Annotated in this window: 19 protein-coding genes and 2 other annotated features (1 of these 21 cut by a window edge); all 19 genes read left to right on the top strand. The window is 40.1% G+C overall.

The genetic code is table 11. The annotated features are described in order from the left end of the window. Positions 1-2: 2 nt before the first annotated feature. The 19 genes from ACOMCU_RS14845 (at position 3) to rplA (ending at position 17,775) form a co-directional block, all read left to right on the top strand. Complete coding sequence (locus ACOMCU_RS14845; protein WP_010860637.1) at positions 3-548, top strand: UvrB/UvrC motif-containing protein; 546 nt, start codon at positions 3-5, stop codon at positions 546-548. After that, entirely contained in the window at positions 545-1,654 is a 1,110-nt protein-coding gene (locus tag ACOMCU_RS14840) for a protein arginine kinase (RefSeq protein ID WP_036130813.1), read from the top strand. The genes ACOMCU_RS14845 and ACOMCU_RS14840 overlap by 4 nt, the downstream gene beginning before the upstream one ends. Continuing rightward, positions 1,644-4,088 carry an ATP-dependent Clp protease ATP-binding subunit gene (locus ACOMCU_RS14835; protein WP_010860635.1) on the top strand — a complete coding sequence of 815 codons (2,445 nt, stop codon included), beginning with the start codon at positions 1,644-1,646 and terminating at the stop codon, positions 4,086-4,088. Before ACOMCU_RS14840 ends, ACOMCU_RS14835 begins: the two co-directional genes overlap by 11 nt. Positions 4,089-4,228: 140 nt before the next feature. Further along, positions 4,229-5,605: a DNA repair protein RadA gene (gene radA / locus ACOMCU_RS14830; RefSeq protein ID WP_010860634.1), complete on the top strand. Its 1,377-nt coding sequence runs from the start codon at positions 4,229-4,231 to the stop codon at positions 5,603-5,605. A 238-nt stretch (positions 5,606-5,843) separates the two neighbouring features. Beyond that, entirely contained in the window at positions 5,844-6,938 is a 1,095-nt protein-coding gene (locus ACOMCU_RS14825) for a PIN/TRAM domain-containing protein (protein ID WP_421050554.1), read from the top strand. Positions 6,939-6,950: 12 nt separating this feature from the next. Continuing rightward, positions 6,951-7,643: a 2-C-methyl-D-erythritol 4-phosphate cytidylyltransferase gene (ispD, locus tag ACOMCU_RS14820; RefSeq protein ID WP_010860632.1), complete on the top strand. Its 693-nt coding sequence runs from the start codon at positions 6,951-6,953 to the stop codon at positions 7,641-7,643. Between the two features lie 318 nt (positions 7,644-7,961). Beyond that, complete coding sequence (gene ispF, locus ACOMCU_RS14815; protein WP_421050553.1) at positions 7,962-8,438, top strand: 2-C-methyl-D-erythritol 2,4-cyclodiphosphate synthase; 477 nt, start codon at positions 7,962-7,964, stop codon at positions 8,436-8,438. 125 nt (positions 8,439-8,563) lie between these two features. Further along, positions 8,564-10,024, top strand: coding sequence for a glutamate--tRNA ligase (gene gltX, locus ACOMCU_RS14810; RefSeq protein WP_010860630.1), 1,461 nt, complete (start codon positions 8,564-8,566; stop codon positions 10,022-10,024). 89 nt (positions 10,025-10,113) lie between these two features. Beyond that, positions 10,114-10,332, top strand: a binding site (T-box leader). Positions 10,333-10,532: 200 nt separating this feature from the next. Then, positions 10,533-11,183 (top strand): serine O-acetyltransferase EpsC, encoded by a 651-nt coding sequence (gene epsC, locus ACOMCU_RS14805; RefSeq protein WP_010860629.1) that lies wholly within the window; start codon positions 10,533-10,535, stop codon positions 11,181-11,183. Beyond that, positions 11,180-12,580, top strand: coding sequence for a cysteine--tRNA ligase (cysS, locus tag ACOMCU_RS14800; protein ID WP_010860628.1), 1,401 nt, complete (start codon positions 11,180-11,182; stop codon positions 12,578-12,580). The genes epsC and cysS overlap by 4 nt, the downstream gene beginning before the upstream one ends. 5 nt (positions 12,581-12,585) lie before the next feature. Continuing rightward, on the top strand, positions 12,586-13,008 hold the full coding sequence (locus ACOMCU_RS14795; RefSeq protein ID WP_421050552.1) for a Mini-ribonuclease 3: 423 nt from the start codon (positions 12,586-12,588) through the stop codon (positions 13,006-13,008). Then, complete coding sequence (gene rlmB / locus ACOMCU_RS14790; RefSeq protein ID WP_010860626.1) at positions 13,008-13,760, top strand: 23S rRNA (guanosine(2251)-2'-O)-methyltransferase RlmB; 753 nt, start codon at positions 13,008-13,010, stop codon at positions 13,758-13,760. Before ACOMCU_RS14795 ends, rlmB begins: the two co-directional genes overlap by 1 nt. 2 nt (positions 13,761-13,762) lie before the next feature. Then, positions 13,763-14,275, top strand: coding sequence for an NYN domain-containing protein (locus ACOMCU_RS14785; RefSeq protein WP_010860625.1), 513 nt, complete (start codon positions 13,763-13,765; stop codon positions 14,273-14,275). Between the two features lie 68 nt (positions 14,276-14,343). Continuing rightward, complete coding sequence (gene sigH / locus ACOMCU_RS14780; RefSeq protein ID WP_010860624.1) at positions 14,344-14,991, top strand: RNA polymerase sporulation sigma factor SigH; 648 nt, start codon at positions 14,344-14,346, stop codon at positions 14,989-14,991. A gap of 75 nt (positions 14,992-15,066) precedes the next feature. Next, positions 15,067-15,213, top strand: coding sequence for a 50S ribosomal protein L33 (gene rpmG / locus ACOMCU_RS14775; protein WP_010860623.1), 147 nt, complete (start codon positions 15,067-15,069; stop codon positions 15,211-15,213). A gap of 47 nt (positions 15,214-15,260) precedes the next feature. Further along, positions 15,261-15,446, top strand: coding sequence for a preprotein translocase subunit SecE (gene secE, locus ACOMCU_RS14770; protein ID WP_010860622.1), 186 nt, complete (start codon positions 15,261-15,263; stop codon positions 15,444-15,446). 316 nt (positions 15,447-15,762) lie between these two features. Continuing rightward, on the top strand, positions 15,763-16,296 hold the full coding sequence (gene nusG / locus ACOMCU_RS14765) for a transcription termination/antitermination protein NusG (RefSeq protein ID WP_010860621.1): 534 nt from the start codon (positions 15,763-15,765) through the stop codon (positions 16,294-16,296). Positions 16,297-16,531: 235 nt separating this feature from the next. Then, on the top strand, positions 16,532-16,957 hold the full coding sequence (rplK, locus tag ACOMCU_RS14760; protein ID WP_004233593.1) for a 50S ribosomal protein L11: 426 nt from the start codon (positions 16,532-16,534) through the stop codon (positions 16,955-16,957). Between the two features lie 119 nt (positions 16,958-17,076). Next, positions 17,077-17,775 carry a 50S ribosomal protein L1 gene (gene rplA, locus ACOMCU_RS14755; protein WP_010860620.1) on the top strand — a complete coding sequence of 233 codons (699 nt, stop codon included), beginning with the start codon at positions 17,077-17,079 and terminating at the stop codon, positions 17,773-17,775. A 102-nt stretch (positions 17,776-17,877) separates the two neighbouring features. After that, positions 17,878-17,943, top strand: a sequence feature (ribosomal protein L10 leader region); it runs 81 nt beyond the window's last position.

Here is a 17,943-nt window from a genome sequence, read left to right as displayed (position 1 = left end):
AGATGATATGCGAACATTGCAAACAGCGTAATGCGACAGTAACGGTAACACAAGTTCAAAATAGTCAGAAGGTGGAGCATCATTATTGTGACGTCTGCGCTTCGCAGTTCCATCCATTTCATGCGGAGTTTAAGCAAGAGCCGGTTTCAATTCAACAGTTACTATCTAATTGGTTCGGCTCACCAACGTGGCAACAAAAAGTTGGTGAAAAGCAGCAAGCACCGCCCCAGCAACAAACGTGTTCTCACTGTGGGTTTACGTATAAGCGATTTTTAAAAGAGGGGAAATTCGGATGCCCTGGCTGTTACGACACTTTTGCCGAGCATTTGCCAAAACTCTTTAACCGTATTCAGGCTGGACCTCAACATATTGGCAAAATGCCAGGTGCTCATAGCAATGTCTATGTCATAAAAAAACAAATTGAAGATATTCGTAAACGGATGAAAGATGCCGTAGACGAAGAACAATTTGAAGAGGCGGCAAAGCTTCGTGATGAGGCAAAGGAGCTTGAGAATCAGCTACAATTCGAAGGTGGTGATGTGTCGTGATGATTGAGCCTTTTTTAGAGCGTGCCACGCCTGTATGGATGCATGTAGAAGATGATTATTCAGATATTGTCATTAGTACACGTATTCGCCTTGCTCGGAATTTAGATGGGTACCGTTTCCCATTAGTTTTCTCAGAAGATGAAGCACTACAGGTGGAGCAAGCAGTAACACACGCAATTCAGGACAGTCCTAAACTCCTTGAAAGGTACTCTTATTTTGCCATAAAAGATTTAACACCATTACAACGACAAATCTTAGTTGAAAAACATTTAATTAGTCCACAGTTAGCCAAAAAAGAGCTAGTTGGCTCGATGCTACTATCTGAGGATGAGTCCATTAGCATTATGGTGAATGAAGAAGACCATTTACGCATTCAATGTATGACAGCAAGCTTTCAACTTCAAAAGGCATACGAACAGGCCAATAAAATTGATCGTGCTTTAGAAGGGGCGCTGCCCTACGCATTTCGAGATAATTTTGGCTATTTAACAAGTTGCCCAACGAATATTGGTACAGGACTACGGGCTTCTGTCATGATGCATCTTCCAGTCTTAACATTAACTGGTCAGATGAATCAAATAATAAATGCCATGACACGATTAGGAATGACAGTTAGGGGAATATATGGAGAAGGTAGCGAAAATTTAGGGAACGTTTACCAAGTGTCAAATCAGATTACCCTAGGAAAAACAGAAGATGATATTTTAGCAGACATTCAAAGTGTTGCTGAAAAAATTATTCAAAAAGAACGGCAGGCAAGAGGTAAGCTGATGGATAAGGCAGAACTCGCCTTAGAAGATCGTATTTACCGTGCTTTAGGCACTCTGTCGCATGCCCGAATTTTAACAAGTGAGGAAGCAGCTACTTGCTTATCTAATGTACGTCTGGGGGTAGATTTACAGTTGATACATGGCATTAGGGCCACAACATTAAATGAATGTATTGTCTGTATGCAACCTGGATTTTTACAACATTATGCAGGTGAGGCATTGCCGCCGTCCGAACGTGATCGGGTACGAGCAAAGATGCTTCGGGAGGCATTATTTCAAGAGAGCTTGAGTAAGCCTAATATAGAGGGAAAAGGAGAGGATTCATATGATGTTTAATCGTTTTACACAACGCGCACAAAAAGTATTACAACTTGCACAGGAAGAGGCTATTCGTTGGAAACACGAATCAATAGGAACTGAGCATATTCTTTTAGGACTTATTCGTGAAGGCGGGGGTATTGCAGCGAAAGCATTAGAAGCCATTGATATTAGCCCTCAAATGATTGAAACTGGCATTGAAGAATTAGTTGGTAAAGGTACAGAGGATGTTGGACCAATTGTTCACTATACACCTCGAGCTAAAAAAGTAATTGAACTATCAGTCGATGAATCACGTAAATTAGGTCATTCTTATATAGGTACAGAGCATTTACTATTAGCGTTAATTCGTGAGGGCGAGGGTGTGGCAGCTCGCGTTTTAAACAATGCGGGTGTCGGCTTAAACAAAGCACGTCAGCAAGTATTATTGTTACTTGGAAATAATGACAATGCCCAATCTGGTCAACAAGCGACACAGGCGGCCAATACACCGACATTAGATAGCCTTGCGCGTGATTTAACACAAATTGCACGTGAAGGATCATTAGACCCTGTTATTGGTCGCAGTAAAGAAATTACACGTGTTATTGAAGTACTATCACGCCGCACAAAAAATAACCCCGTTTTAATTGGTGAGCCAGGGGTTGGTAAAACAGCGATTGCGGAAGGCTTAGCACAGCAAATTATTAATAATGAAGTGCCGGAAATCCTTCGTGATAAACGTGTAATGACCCTTGATATGGGTACCGTTGTGGCAGGTACAAAATACCGAGGTGAATTTGAGGATCGTCTGAAAAAAGTAATGGATGAGATTCGCCAAGCAGGTAATGTCATCTTATTCATCGATGAATTGCATACATTAATCGGTGCTGGTGGCGCTGAAGGTGCAATTGATGCATCCAATATTTTAAAACCATCATTAGCACGTGGTGAGCTACAATGTATCGGAGCAACAACTTTAGATGAGTACCGTAAATACATTGAAAAGGATGCTGCTTTAGAGCGTCGCTTCCAGCCAATTCAAGTAGATGAGCCAACTGTTGAAGAAGCTATTCAAATCATCCACGGCTTACGTGATCGCTATGAGGCACATCATCGTGTGAAAATTACAGATGAAGCTATTGAGGCAGCAGCAAAAATGGGTGACCGTTATATTTCAGATCGCTTCTTACCAGATAAAGCAATTGATTTAATCGATGAAGCGGGTTCTAAAGTACGCTTGCGTTCATTTGCAGTGCCACCAAACTTAAAGGCATTGGAAGATAAGCTTGAAAATGTTCGTTCTGAGAAAAATGCAGCTGTTTCTGGTCAGGAATTTGAAAAAGCGGCTTCTTTAAGAGATACAGAGCAAAAGTTAAAAGACGAAATTGAAACAACGCGCAAAACATGGAAAGAAGAGCAAGGTAAAGCTGAATCCAAGGTAACTGTGGACGATGTTGCAGCGGTTGTTTCGATGTGGACGGGAATCCCGGTAGCGAAAATCGCACACGAAGAATCAGCGAAGCTTTTACAACTTGAAGAGGAGTTACACAAACGCGTTGTTGGTCAAAGCGAAGCAGTAGAAGCAATCTCTCGTGCAATACGTCGTGCAAGAGCAGGTTTGAAGGATCCAAAACGTCCAATTGGCTCATTCATTTTCCTTGGCCCTACAGGTGTCGGTAAAACAGAACTAGCGAGAGCCCTTGCTGAGGTAATGTTCGGCGATGAAGATGCAATGATTCGCGTTGACATGTCTGAGTACATGGAGAAACACTCTACTTCACGTTTAGTCGGCTCGCCTCCAGGCTATGTCGGCTTTGACGATGGTGGTCAGCTTACAGAAAAAGTTCGCCGTAAACCATATTCTGTTGTGTTACTGGATGAAATTGAAAAGGCACATCCAGATGTATTCAATATCTTATTACAAGTGCTCGAGGATGGCCGTTTAACAGATTCTAAAGGTCGTGTAGTTGATTTCCGAAATACGGTTGTCATTATGACATCAAATGTTGGCGCAGATGCATTAAAATATCAAAAAAACCTAGGCTTCAGTTTAGGTGGTTCTGAATCTAAGCATAAAGATATGAAGGGCACTATGTTAGAAGAGCTGAAAAAAGCTTTCCGCCCAGAATTCTTAAACCGTATTGACGAAATGATTGTTTTCCATTCGTTAGAAAAAGGTCACTTAAAAGAAATCGTATCAATGATGGCAAATGCTTTAACAAAACGTCTAAAAGAACAAGACATTTCGTTAGAGTTAACAGATTCAGCGCTTGAAAAAATAGCAGATGAAGGGTACGATCCACAATACGGTGCTCGTCCAATTCGCCGTGCACTGCAAAAACAAGTGGAAGACCGTCTGTCGGAAGAGCTACTTAAAGGCAATGTTGAAAAAGGCAATCAAGTCATTATCGATTACGTGAACGATAATTTTGTCGTGAAGAAAAAAGAGGGCGTTTCAATCTCTAAATAGTTCTTCAAAATTAGAAGAAGCGGGAGCTTAAGTGCTCTATTAAAAATTTACTTTATGGAAAGGCAGCGAGGCCATAGTGCTAAGCTGTCTTTTTTTATGTAAAATAGAGATAAGAACAAATATTCGAGGTGGTAGCAATTATGGCAAAGAAAAAAACAAAATTTGTATGCACAGGTTGTGGCTATGAATCTGCAAAATGGATGGGAAGATGTCCTGGGTGCGGGGAATGGAACAAGATGGTGGAAGAGGTTGAGGTCGTAGCCAAGGGACCGCGTGGGGCATTCCAGCATTCTGCAACAGTTACACAAAAGGCACTACCAATTATGCAGATAGAAGTGGCAGAGGAATCACGCGTAGCAACAGAAATGGGCGAGTTGAATCGTGTTTTGGGTGGTGGTATCGTGCCTGGGTCTCTTGTATTAATCGGTGGGGATCCTGGTATTGGAAAGTCAACGCTACTTCTACAGGTGTCAGCGTTATTGTCGAACAAAGGGCATCGAGTGCTATATATTTCTGGTGAGGAATCGATTCGTCAAACGAAGCTACGTGCTGAGCGTTTAGGCGTGATGTCACAGGAACTTTATATTTATTCAGAGACGAATTTAGAGTTGCTAAACCAAACTATTGATGATGTACAGCCGAAGTTTGTTATCGTCGATTCTATTCAAACTGTATTCCATCCAGAAGTAACAAGTGCGCCTGGTAGTGTGTCGCAGGTACGTGAATGTACAGCTGAGCTGATGCGTATTGCGAAAACAAAAGGTATTGCCATTTTCTTGGTCGGGCATGTGACGAAAGAGGGGCAAATTGCTGGACCCCGTATATTAGAGCATATGGTTGATACAGTGCTATATTTTGAGGGAGAACGTCACCATAATCATCGGATTTTACGAAGTCAGAAAAATCGCTTTGGCTCTACAAATGAAATTGCTATTTTCGAAATGCTTCAAGGGGGCTTAAAGGAAGTATTAAATCCGTCTGAGCTGTTTTTACAGGAGCGTTCACAAGGTGCAGCAGGTTCAACAATTGTGGCCTCAATGGAAGGAACGCGCCCTATTTTAGTAGAGATTCAATCCCTCGTGACACCGACAAGCTTTAATTACCCAAAGCGCATGGCAACCGGGGTGGATCAAAACCGTGTGCAATTACTTATGGCAGTACTAGAGAAGCGTATGGGGCTCATGCTACAAGCGCAAGATGCATATATTAAGGTTGCTGGCGGTGTGAAGCTTGATGAACCAGCCATTGACCTTGCTGTATTGACGAGCATTGTTTCAAGCTTTAAGGATCAGGCAGTCAGAGCCACTGATTGTTTTATTGGGGAAGTGGGATTAACTGGGGAGGTTCGCCGTGTCTCTCGTATCGAGCAACGTGTAATTGAAGCAGCGAAACTTGGCTTTAAACGTGCATTCATCCCTGCTTCTAATATAGGTGGCTGGGATTTCCCACAAGGCATTGAAATTGTTGGTGTTGAGACGATAAAAGATGCGTTAAATGCTTCTTTTAGAGAGTTGTAAGAAATCGTGCATGTGAGGCAAGAGTCTGACATGCACTTTTGCTTCATCATTAATTACACACGGCAATTAATATTTGAACAAAAACCTATGATAACTATCGGAGGACTTTGCATTTTTCCGTCGACTGAAGAATCCTTGATTGAAGAGAGGTAAAATTAAAGATAATTTAATGGGTTCAAGAAAGATTTTCTACAGTAAACTATGTATAATCGAATATAAGAATAGGAGGTGACAGCTTGTGAAAAAATTTATTCAAATTGCTTTTTTACTGATCGGAGGAGCTTTGGGCTTTGTTTTCTTACCGCCATTATACGAATTGCTTCATTTATCATCTAATCCTTGGCTTGATAATCCTTACGTCTCAGTAGCTTTAGGAGCACTTTTACTGTTTACATTATCGTTTGCATTTTCTGATTACTTTGTACGGCTGATTACCTGGATGGAAGATGTACTGTTTAAAGTACCGGTTGGCGACTTATTGTTTGGTACACTCGGGCTAATTATCGGGCTTATTGTTGCTTATTTTTTAGGTTTTGCGATTGATAGTGTACAATTTGTAAAGTTACCGGTCATTACAGAAGTTTTACCAATAGTTTTGTCATTCGTACTTGGATATTTAGGCTTTCGTGTAGGGTTTAAAAAGCGTGATGAACTACTGCAGTTATTTACATTACGAGGTAATAATGCGAAGCGAAAAGCGAATGAGGGTGTTGATATTCCAGAAATTCGAGGTAGCTATAAGCTGTTAGATACCAGTGTTATTATTGATGGACGTATTGCTGATATTTCTGAAACAGGCTTTATCGAAGGGATACTAGTTGTGCCACAATTTGTGCTAACTGAGCTACAGCATATTGCGGATTCCTCGGATACACTAAAACGTACTAGAGGTCGCCGCGGTTTGGATATTCTGAAAAAGCTACAGGATGAACGTATGACGAAGGTTGAGATTACTGAAGAAGACTTTGAAGATGTGCAGGAAGTAGACTTAAAGCTTGTGCGACTTGCAAAAAAAAGGGGCAATGATACACAAATCGTTACAAATGACTTCAACCTTAATAAAGTGTGTGAGTTGCACCAAGTAAAAGTTTTAAATATTAATGATTTAGCGAATGCTGTGAAACCAGTGGTTATTCCTGGTGAAGACATGCAGGTAGTTGTTATTAAGGACGGGAAAGAGCATAACCAAGGCGTCGCTTATTTAGATGACGGTACGATGATTGTAGTAGAAGGTGGTCGTAGCTATATAGGACAGGCAATAACAGTAACAGTAACGAGTGTTTTGCAAACATCAGCAGGTCGTATGATTTTTGCTAAGCCAAAGGATGAGTAGGAAGTGGGAAAGTTGCACTATGAAGTAGTATTACCTGCTGCCGGTAGCGGAAAGCGAATGGGTGCAGGAAAAAATAAATTGTTTTTAAAGCTCTTAGAGAAACCAATTTTAATACACACGCTCGAAGTATTTGAGCAAGACGAGCAGTGCACAGGCATTTGGCTTGCAGTGAAGCCAGAAGAACGAGTCATCATTCAAGAAATGCTAGAGGTATATGCAATTTCTAAGGTTAAAGGCTTGCCTGATGGAGGGGCTGAGCGGCAACACTCGGTCCACTCCTGTATGAAGGAAATGGAGCAAGTTGATATTGTCCTTGTACATGATGCTGCACGGCCTTTTATCACACATGATATTATTGCAAATCTTGTACAAAGTGCACATGAATTTGGAGCCGCCATTGCGGGGGTACGTGCGAAAGATACAATGAAAAAAGTACGTGACGGAGTCATAGAGGAGACGGTTGACCGTGAAAGTCTTTGGATGATTCAAACTCCCCAAGCCTTCCAATTTAATTTAATAGTGGAAGCGGAGGATGTTGCGGAAAAAGTAGGCTTCCTTGGGACGGATGAGGCAATGTTAGTCGAACGTCTCGGTCATGCAGTTCATATCGTGGAAAGCAGTTATGAAAATGTAAAGATGACAACGAAGGAAGATTTAGTATTTGGCGAAGCCATTTTACGTAAACGCGCATTAGAAACGTTATAAAGAATCAAAGAATAAACTATGAATCTCGTCAGGCTGTTTGGCTGATGAGATTTTTTAGCATAAAAATGCAAGGGGCATATAGGACATGCATTGAGGTAAGTTTCATAAAATTTGAATGCGCAACCTGCCTGCTATACTGTATCTTTTAAATTGTTTTATTCTAGTCGAATAAACAATATCAACATAGAAATGACGTATAGACTGACAACAAAATTTCCTAGGAAATATGTTAAAATGTGAGGGTATGATAATGTAGATAAATATAAAAATGGAAGAAGGTGAGTGCTGCTACAATCATCTCTGTTGTAGTAGCAGGATATGTTTCGAATAGGACAAGGATTTGATGTACATGCATTTGAAGAAGGACGCCCATTAATTATAGGTGGTATAACTATTCCACATGAAAAGGGATTAGTTGGTCATTCAGATGCAGACGTATTATTACACACGGTAACGGATGCGGCACTTGGTGCAATTGGTGAGGGGGACATAGGACGTCATTTCCCAGATACTGATCCAGCATTTAAGGATGCTGACTCAGCGAAGTTGCTAGCGTATATTTGGAAAATGGTTGAGGATAGTGGCTATGTGTTAGGAAATGTTGACTGTACAATTATGGCACAGCGTCCTAAGATGGCACCATATATTGAACAAATGCAAAATCGTATTGCCGAACTACTTCATGCCGAACCGTCGCAGGTGAATGTTAAGGCAACTACGACTGAGCGTTTAGGTTTTACAGGCCGTGAAGAAGGTATCGCCTCTATGGCGACCATTTTATTAATAAAAAAATAAAATGGAAGGGTGTGCTATATTGCTAAACACACGCTACTTTTATTTCCTATACTACAGTGGTAAAATGAACAAAGTTAACAAGGTCGGAATTTTTTTTCAGACGAACATTTAGGAGGCTTTTAACTATGACCAAAGAAGTTCGCGTTCGTTATGCACCATCACCAACAGGTTTCTTACATATTGGTGGGGCGCGTACAGCGTTATTCAACTATTTATATGCAAGACATCACAACGGTAAATTTATCGTACGTATTGAGGATACCGATATCGAGCGTAATGTAGAAGGCGGGGAGGCATCTCAGCTAGATAACTTAAAGTGGTTAGGCATTGAATACGATGAATCTATCGATATTGGTGGTCCCTATGCGCCTTATCGCCAAATGGAGCGTCTAGATATTTATAAAGAGCATGCTGAAAAGCTATTAGAACAAGGTGCAGCTTATAAATGTTTCTGTTCATCAGAAAAGCTAGAAGCATCTCGTGAGGAACAAAAAGCTCGTGGCGTTGCGGCCCCAACTTATGATGGTACTTGCCGTCATTTATCAGCTGAAGAAGTAGCGGCTAAAGTAGCAGCGGGTGAGTCATACACAATTCGTATGCGTGTACCTGAAAACGTAACATATGAATTTGAAGATTTAGTACGTGGACAAGTAACATTCGAATCAAAAGATGTTGGTGACTGGGTACTCGTAAAAGCGAATGGTATTCCGACATATAATTACGCGGTAGTATTAGATGATCACTTTATGGAAATCTCACACGTTTTCCGTGGTGAAGAGCATTTATCAAACACGCCAAAGCAAATGATGATTTTTGATGCATTCGGCTGGGAATATCCGCGCTTCGGTCATATGACATTAATCATTAATGAAAATCGTAAAAAATTATCAAAACGTGATGAATCAATTATTCAATTCGTGACGCAATATAAAGATCTTGGCTATCTACCAGAAGCTATGTTTAACTTCTTTGCATTATTAGGCTGGTCTCCAGAAGGGGAAGAAGAGATCTTCTCGAAAGAACAATTTATCGAAATGTTTGATGAAAAACGGTTATCAAAATCTCCATCTATGTTCGATAAGCAAAAGCTTACTTGGATGAATAATCAGTACATCAAAAAATTATCATTAGAAGAAGTGGTGGCATTATCTTTACCACACTTACAAAAAGAAGGCTTATTGCCAGAAGAATTAACAACAGAAGAGCGTGCTTGGGCAACTGATTTAATTGCGCTTTATCATGAACAAATGAGCTTTGGTGCGGAAATTGTGGAACTATCTAGCCTATTCTTCAATGAGCATATTGAATATGATGAAGAAGCGAATGAAGTCTTAGCTGGTGAGCAAGTACCAGAAGTAATGGCAGCATTTAAAGTACAACTTGAAGGTTTAGAAGAGTTTACACCAGAAACTGTAAAAGCAGCTATTAAGGCTGTACAAAAAGAAACAGGCCATAAAGGCAAAAACTTATTCATGCCAATCCGTGTTGTCACTACGGGTGAAACACACGGTCCTGAATTGCCAAATGCGATTTGCCTAATTGGTAAAGAAAAAACGATTGCTCGCGTAGAAAAATACGCGCAATAATAGAATTTCATTGACAATTTGTTTCTTCGATGTAAAATGAATTTAACTTTTAAAAACAGAATATGCATACAGTAAGTTTAATAAAATATTTAAAAGTGTTGATAAGGAGAAGTAAGTGGCGCATGCTCTATAGAGAGGACCATCACCGGCTGAAAGTGGTCTGAGCCAAGGCAAAACTGAAATGCACCTTTGAGCATAGGGCTGAACGTTAAGTAGGCTTTATCGGGTCGTTCCCGTTACAGAACATCCAGAGTGGAAGGCCTGTGTCTTCAATCAGAGTGGAACCGCGCAAATTTAGCGTCTCTGTCATTCCTTAATAGGAATGATGGGGGCGTTTTTTTACGTTGTTCAGTAAATGGTTAAATGCCGACTGAGTGGGACCCGTAAAAGGAGTGGTTGCATCTTTTGGCGGTTGTAAAGTCGTTGAGGCAATTCCAAGGTGCGCACTGGTTTGTTTAAAATGTCTGGGGGAGCAAGACAGATCAAAATTGAAAAGGGGGAGTTTTTTATGTTTAAAAGAATGAGGGAAGATGTAGCAACGATTTTTGAAAATGATCCAGCGGCGCGTAGTGTGCTGGAAGTTGTATTAACTTACTCAGGTTTACATGCTACATGGGCGCATCGTATTGCGCACTGGTTCTTTAAAAAACGTTTTTATTTTATAGCACGTTCGATTTCACAAATAAGCCGTTTCTTTACAGGAATTGAAATTCATCCCGGTGCAAAAATTGGTCGTCGCTTCTTTATTGACCATGGGATGGGAGTCGTAATAGGTGAAACCTGTGAAATAGGCGATAATGTTACACTTTATCAAGGTGTCACATTAGGTGGTACAGGGAAGGAAAAAGGGAAACGCCATCCGACATTACAGGATAATGTGCTAGTGGCAACAGGTGCAAAGGTATTAGGTTCAATTACAATTGGTGAGAATAGTAAAATTGGAGCAGGCTCGGTTGTCTTAAAAGAAGTGCCACCGAATGCTACGGTTGTCGGTATCCCTGGTAAAATTGTGATGAAAGATGGTATTCGTTTAGAGAAAAAACTAGACCATCAAAATATTCCTGACCCTGTAGAGGAACGTTGTCAAGGTTTCGAGAAGCAAATAGCAGCTTTGCAGGAAGAAATCGGGCATTTACAAAAGGAGAGAGAAAAACAATGAGTATCCAAATTTTTAACTCATTAACAAGACAAAAAGAAACTTTCGTACCGTTAGAAGAAGGCAAAGTTAAAATGTACGTGTGCGGTCCGACAGTTTATAACTATATTCATATTGGGAATTCCCGTCCTGTCATTGTTTATGATACTGTACGTCGGTATTTTCAATACAAGGACTATGAAGTAAAGTTTGTTTCAAATTTCACGGATGTAGACGACAAAATTATTAAAGCTGCAAATGAACTTGGCGAGGAAGTTCACGAGCTAACAGAACGTTTTATTGCTGCATATTTTGAAGATGTTACAGCATTAGGCTGCAAAAAAGCAGATGTGCATCCACGCGTTACAGAACATATGGATGACATTATTGCGTTCATTAAAGTTTTAATCGATAAAGACTATGCTTATGAGTCAGCAGGAGATGTTTATTATCGAACACGTAAGTTTGATGGCTATGGCAAGTTATCGCATCAGTCTGTAGATGATTTAAAAATCGGTGCTCGCATTGAAGCCGGTGAGAAGAAAGACGACGCGTTAGATTTCGCTTTATGGAAGGCGGTTAAACCGGGTGAAATTTACTGGGAAAGTCCTTGGGGCAAAGGGCGTCCAGGTTGGCATATTGAGTGCTCAGTGATGGCACGTGAGCACCTAGGTGATACAATTGATATTCATGCAGGTGGTCAAGATTTAACATTCCCACACCATGAAAATGAAATTGCCCAATCAGAAGCACATAATGACAAGACGTTTGCGCGTTACTGGATGCATAATGGGTATATTAATATTGATAATGAAAAAATGTCAAAATCTCTTGGGAATTTTGTACTTGTAAACGATATTCGTAAACAGATTGACCCCCAAGTGTTACGCTTCTTTATGCTTTCTGTACACTACCGCCATCCAATTAACTTTGCGAAGGATTTAGTAGATGCAGCAGCTACTGGCTTAGAGCGTATTCGTACGGCGTACAACAATGTGAAACATCGCTTAACGGCAACTGCGAGTCTTGGTGATAATTCAGCAGAGTGGCTTCAAAAAATTGCTGAACAAAAAGTTCAATTTGAAGAAGCAATGGACGATGATTTCAATACTGCCAATGCAATTTCAGTTTTATTTGAACTAGCGCGTATCGCCAATATTTACTTGAATGAAACGAATACGGATGAGAAAGTATTGATAGGTTTTACGGAAACTTTTGAGATAGTTGGTGACGTCTTAGGTATTGAATTTGTAAAAGAAGCGGAACTATTAGACGATGAAATTGAAGCACTTTTACAAGAGCGCGTAGATGCACGTAAAAACCGGGATTTTGCTCGCTCAGATGAAATTCGTGACCATTTGCAAGCGCAAGGTATCATTTTAGAAGATACTCGCCAAGGAACTAGATGGAAACGAGGGTAAATAACTTGGATAAACTCCGAAATGAAGATGTGAAGCAATTAAATGCATTAGCCCTTGCGTATATGGGGGATGCGGTTTTAGAACAGCAGATTCGTGAGCATTTACTGCGTGCTGGTCGCGTAAAACCAAATACACTTCACAAAGAAGCAACGCACTATGTATCAGCGAAGGCACAGTCTACGATTGTGCATCGCATGATGGATGAAAACTTTTTATCAGAGCAGGAATTGGCTGTGTTCCGTCGGGGGCGCAATGCTAAATCCGGCTCTGTGCCAAAAAATACTGATGTACTGACATACCGTAATAGCTCCGGCTTTGAGGCAGTGCTTGGTAGTTTGTATTTATTAAATGAATTAGAACGCGTTTATGAAATCATTGCATACGCTATTCAAATAATCGAGGAATCAAAAGGAGTGTCAAAAAAATAATGGCAGAACAAAATGGTGAAATTATTGCCGGTAAAAACCCAGTGTTAGAAGCACTTCGTTCAGGCCGCGATATGAATAAGGTATGGATTGCAGAAGGTGTGAAAAAATCAGGTGTAGGCGAACTGCTAGATTTAGCACGTGAACGTGGAATCATTGTTCAATTTGTACCGAAAAAAAAGGTAGATCAATTATCAGATGCAAATCATCAAGGAATTGTTGCTTCTGTTGCAGCATATAGTTATGCTGAACTAGACGACTTATTCTTAGCTGCAGAGAAAAAACAAGAAGATCCGTTTTTCTTAATTTTAGATGAGTTAGAAGATCCACATAACCTGGGTTCTATTATGCGAACTGCAGATGCAATTGGTGTACATGGTATTATTATTCCTAAGCGTCGCTCAGTCAGTTTGACAGCTGTTGTAGCAAAAGCTTCAACGGGGGCGATTGAACATGTACCTGTTGTGAGAGTCAGTAACTTAGCGCAAACGGTAGATGAGTTAAAAGATCGTGGCGTATGGATCGCAGGGACAGATGCAAAAGGCTCTGTAGATTATCGTAAAATGGATGCGACATTACCGCTTGCTATCATTATCGGTAGTGAAGGGAAAGGAATGGGTCGTCTGTTAAAAGAGAAATGTGATTTTTTATATCATCTGCCGATGGTTGGTCATGTTACATCTTTAAATGCTTCTGTAGCTGCTGCGCTTTTAATGTACGAAGTGTACCGTAAACGTCAAGAAGCGAATGACTAACGATGAAAAACATTTTGCTTGTCGACGGCTATAATATGATTGGGGCCTGGAAAGAGCTTCGTCCATTACGTGATACGAATTTTGAGGATGCACGTAAGCGATTAATCGAACTTATGGCCGAATATAAAGCAGCTATGGGGTGGCGAGTAATTGTCGTTTTTGACGCGCATCTTGTACCAGGTGTTGAGCAATCTTATATAGAAAATGATGTCGAAATCATTTATACACGAAAAAATGAAACAGCAGATGAGCGCATTGAAAAAATGACACAGGAATTAAAAGCAAGACATGTACAGATTCATGTAGCAACTTCCGATATGGCAGAGCAAAATGTGATTTTTGGTAACGGTGCTCTTCGTAAATCGGCAAGGGAGCTTGAAATTGATTTGGGCATTATCCAACATAAAATTTCACATGATGTGAAACGAAAGCAAGATAGCAAGCCGCCTTCTCGTATAGAATTGAAGCCAGACGTTGCATTGGCCTTCGAAAAATGGCGTCGTGGTTTAAAATGATTGATTGACGCGTAATTTCCAATTCCGTTATACTGTTCCTAATTATCTGTTGTAGCTGAGGTGATACCATGTTTAAAAATAGTATTGTACAAGTGACACAAGATTTTGAACGATTCAATGATGAAGAACTTATTGAAATGGTGCATCAAGGTAATACAGATGCGTTGGATTTTTTAATTACGAAATACCGTTTGTTAGTAAGGGCAAAGGCAAGATCTTATTTTTTAATTGGTGCGGATAAGGAAGATATTGTGCAAGAAGGCATGATTGGCTTATATAAAGCGATTCGGGATTTTAAAGGGGATAAACTTGCCTCTTTTCGCGCTTTTGCAGAATTATGTATTACAAGACAAATTATTACGGCGATTAAAACGGCAACAAGACAAAAACATATCCCACTCAATTCCTATGTTTCTTTGGACAAGCCAATTTTTGACGAAGAATCAGACCGTACCCTGATGGATGTCTTAACAGGTGCAATTATGGATGATCCAGAAGAGTTAATGATTCATAGAGAAGAGTTTGGTTATTTAGAAGAAAAGATGGGTGAGATTTTAAGTGAGTTGGAGCTGCAAGTGTTAGCCCTTTACTTAGATGGACAATCTTACCATGAAATTTCGGAAAAATTGAATCGCCATGTGAAGTCCATAGACAATGCACTGCAACGAGTAAAGCGAAAATTGGAGCGACATCTAGTTCTTGAGGAAATGTTATAGAGGGGCTTGCCCTTGTTGACATTGACAAATATAGGTGTTAGTCTTTAAAAGACAAAGTGCCGAAAAGGTGATTAAATGGCAAAGAAAGTCGTGCTAAATTGTGATAAATGCGGCTCGAGAAATTACACGCTTCCTGCGAAGGAAGGTTCGACTGTACGCCTCGAATTAAAGAAATTTTGCTCGCATTGCAATGAACATACAGTGCATAAACAAACGCTATAAATGATTTGTAAATAGACAGATACGATTGATTCGGAGGTTAGGCTAGAATGGGCAAGATTAAAGGCTTTTTCAGCGACGTAATGTCGGAAATGCGAAAAACAAGCTGGCCAAAAAGTAAAGAACTGACGAAATATACAGTAGTCGTAATTTCGACTGTAGTAATTATGGCTTTATTTTTTGTGTTAGTTGACTTAGGCATTTCTTCATTATTCCGCTGGTACTTAGAGTTATAATTTAGTAAAGAGCATGTTAATACTTTTGAAAATAGCCCGTCCATTACAATAACGGGTTTTTTCGTTTGTTTTATGAAGTGAACAGCAGTAAAATGTTCTCATTATGATTTGTGTGCTACTAGGTAACAATGGGTGTAGCGTTAGGTGACTATGCTAATTAAGGTATATATCATCGTGCTTTCGCTTCTATTAGCGAAAGCTATGTTTTTCTAATGAGAATATTGTAAAAAGAGTAAAATAATTCAAAATCCGGACGCAATTACGCCAAGGCGAAATTAATTTATAAGGGAGGGACGGACGAGTAGTCCTAGTAGTTATGGAGAAAAATTGGTATGTTGTTCATACGTATTCAGGGTATGAGAACCGTGTAAAAGCAAACCTAGAGAAACGCGTTGAAACAATGGGAATGCAGGATAAAATCTTCCGTGTAATCGTTCCTGAACACGAAGAAACAGAAATGAAGGATGGGAAAAAGCGTACAATGATGCGCAAGGTTTTCCCTGGTTATGTTCTAGTAGAGCTGATTATGACAGATGATTCTTGGTATGTTGTTCGCAATACGCCAGGTGTAACAGGCTTTATTGGTTCTTCAGGTGGCGGTGCAAAGCCAACGCCTTTATTACCAGAGGAAGCAGATCGTCTACTACAACAAATGGGCATGACTGATAAAGTTGTAGAAGTGGATATTTCTATAGGTGAAGCTGTTGAAATATTAGAGGGGCCTTTCGCGCACTTCCAAGGACGTGTTGAAGAAATTGACACGGAAAAAGGAAAAGTGAAAGTTTCTGTCGATATGTTTGGTCGCGAAACAATTATGGAACTAGACTTTGAGCAAATCCAAAAATTATAACTATATAAGTAGTTATAACGGAATAAACGTAACCTGTGGCATATGTCGCAGTTTTTGTTAATTACTACTTGCTTAAAAAAATTAAAAGTGGTATCATTTCATAGGTCAGACTGTCATACTTTGGTTTGACGTCTGCAATGATAATTTTAATGTTATCGGCAATTAGCTGACAGACAGATATTGAGTGGGAGGGGCAACCCAATTACCACATCACGGACTTAAGGAGGTGTGTCTCGTGGCTAAAAAAGTTATTAAAGTTGTTAAACTTCAAATCCCTGCTGGTAAAGCAAACCCAGCTCCACCGGTTGGTCCTGCATTAGGTCAAGCGGGTGTGAACATCATGGGATTCTGTAAAGAATTCAATGCGCGTACTGCAGATCAAGCTGGTCTTATTATTCCAGTAGAAATTTCAGTATTCGAGGACCGTTCATTTACTTTCATTACAAAAACTCCACCTGCAGCAGTTTTACTTAAAGTAGCAGCTGGTATCCAATCTGGATCAGGTGAACCAAATCGTAAAAAAGTGGCGACGGTTAAACGTGATAAAGTTCGCGAAATCGCTGAAACTAAAATGCCAGACCTTAACGCTGCTTCAGTAGAAGCTGCTATGTTAATGGTTGAAGGTACTGCACGAAGCATGGGTATTGTTATCGAAGACTAATCCCAGTTACTTGATGATGTATTTGTTTTTGGAAGGTTGCGGAGTTTCTTTGTGAACGCGCAACCTTTATTCGTGGGAGGTAAAATCCGCTATAACCACAATCAAGGAGGAATTATATAATGGCTAAAAAAGGTAAAAAACTGCAAGATGCAGCAAAATTAATCGACCGTAACGCAGTATACGGCGCACAAGAAGCAATTGAACTTGCTCAAAAAACTAGCACAGTAAACTTCGACGCTACTGTAGAAGTTGCTTTCCGTTTAGGAATCGATACTCGTAAAAATGACCAACAAATCCGTGGTGCAGTAGTGCTTCCAAACGGTACTGGTAAAACTCAACGTGTATTAGTATTTGCTAAAGGTGAAAAACTTAAAGAAGCAGAAGCAGCTGGTGCTGACTATGTAGGCGATGCAGAGTACATCCAAAAAATCCAACAAGGTTGGTTTGACTTCGATGTAATCGTAGCAACTCCTGACATGATGGGTGAAGTTGGTAAACTTGGTCGTGTATTAGGACCTAAAGGCTTAATGCCGAACCCTAAAACTGGTACAGTTACTTTCGATGTAACAAAAGCTATTGCTGAGATCAAAGCTGGTAAAGTTGAATACCGTGCTGACAAAGCTGGTATCATCCACGCGCCAATCGGGAAAGCTTCTTTCTCTACAGAGAAACTTGTAGAAAACTTCTTAACTGTATTTGACGTTGTTCAAAAAGCAAAACCTGCTGCAGCTAAAGGTACTTACATGAAATCTGTAAATGTTACAACTACAATGGGTCCAGCTGTTAAAGTTGACGCATCTAGCGTAGCAGTAAAATAATATCTTCTATATTTATTCGACCGCTGCTTCTAAAGCGTGTTTGAATAATATTTGATATATCGGTTGACAGTAATCCGTATCTTTGGTAAGATGGATGCTGTTGTGAATCATCCATTTGTACCGTAGACAGTAGGAGTGACTTGTCACTTAATGATCCTACCGAGGACA

The sequence above is a fragment of the Lysinibacillus sp. UGB7 genome, assembly GCF_049058285.1.
GTDB classification, from domain to species: Bacteria; Bacillota; Bacilli; order Bacillales_A; family Planococcaceae; genus Lysinibacillus; species Lysinibacillus sphaericus_B.
Note: the sequence above shows the minus strand (reverse complement) of the source record. Positions and strands in the feature narration are given on the sequence as shown.

What these genes read in the sequence shown, in the direction of transcription:
- ACOMCU_RS14845 (WP_010860637.1), top strand. Translation starts at nt 3, where the DNA reads ATGATATGCGAACATTGCAAACAGCGTAATGCGACAGTAACGGTAACA.
- ACOMCU_RS14835 (WP_010860635.1), top strand. Translation starts at nt 1,644, where the DNA reads ATGATGTTTAATCGTTTTACACAACGCGCACAAAAAGTATTACAACTT.
- radA (WP_010860634.1), top strand. Translation starts at nt 4,229, where the DNA reads ATGGCAAAGAAAAAAACAAAATTTGTATGCACAGGTTGTGGCTATGAA.
- ispF (WP_421050553.1), top strand. Translation starts at nt 7,962, where the DNA reads ATGTTTCGAATAGGACAAGGATTTGATGTACATGCATTTGAAGAAGGA.
- gltX (WP_010860630.1), top strand. Translation starts at nt 8,564, where the DNA reads ATGACCAAAGAAGTTCGCGTTCGTTATGCACCATCACCAACAGGTTTC.
- epsC (WP_010860629.1), top strand. Translation starts at nt 10,533, where the DNA reads ATGTTTAAAAGAATGAGGGAAGATGTAGCAACGATTTTTGAAAATGAT.
- cysS (WP_010860628.1), top strand. Translation starts at nt 11,180, where the DNA reads ATGAGTATCCAAATTTTTAACTCATTAACAAGACAAAAAGAAACTTTC.
- rlmB (WP_010860626.1), top strand. Translation starts at nt 13,008, where the DNA reads ATGGCAGAACAAAATGGTGAAATTATTGCCGGTAAAAACCCAGTGTTA.
- ACOMCU_RS14785 (WP_010860625.1), top strand. Translation starts at nt 13,763, where the DNA reads ATGAAAAACATTTTGCTTGTCGACGGCTATAATATGATTGGGGCCTGG.
- sigH (WP_010860624.1), top strand. Translation starts at nt 14,344, where the DNA reads ATGTTTAAAAATAGTATTGTACAAGTGACACAAGATTTTGAACGATTC.
- rpmG (WP_010860623.1), top strand. Translation starts at nt 15,067, where the DNA reads ATGGCAAAGAAAGTCGTGCTAAATTGTGATAAATGCGGCTCGAGAAAT.
- secE (WP_010860622.1), top strand. Translation starts at nt 15,261, where the DNA reads ATGGGCAAGATTAAAGGCTTTTTCAGCGACGTAATGTCGGAAATGCGA.
- nusG (WP_010860621.1), top strand. Translation starts at nt 15,763, where the DNA reads ATGGAGAAAAATTGGTATGTTGTTCATACGTATTCAGGGTATGAGAAC.
- rplA (WP_010860620.1), top strand. Translation starts at nt 17,077, where the DNA reads ATGGCTAAAAAAGGTAAAAAACTGCAAGATGCAGCAAAATTAATCGAC.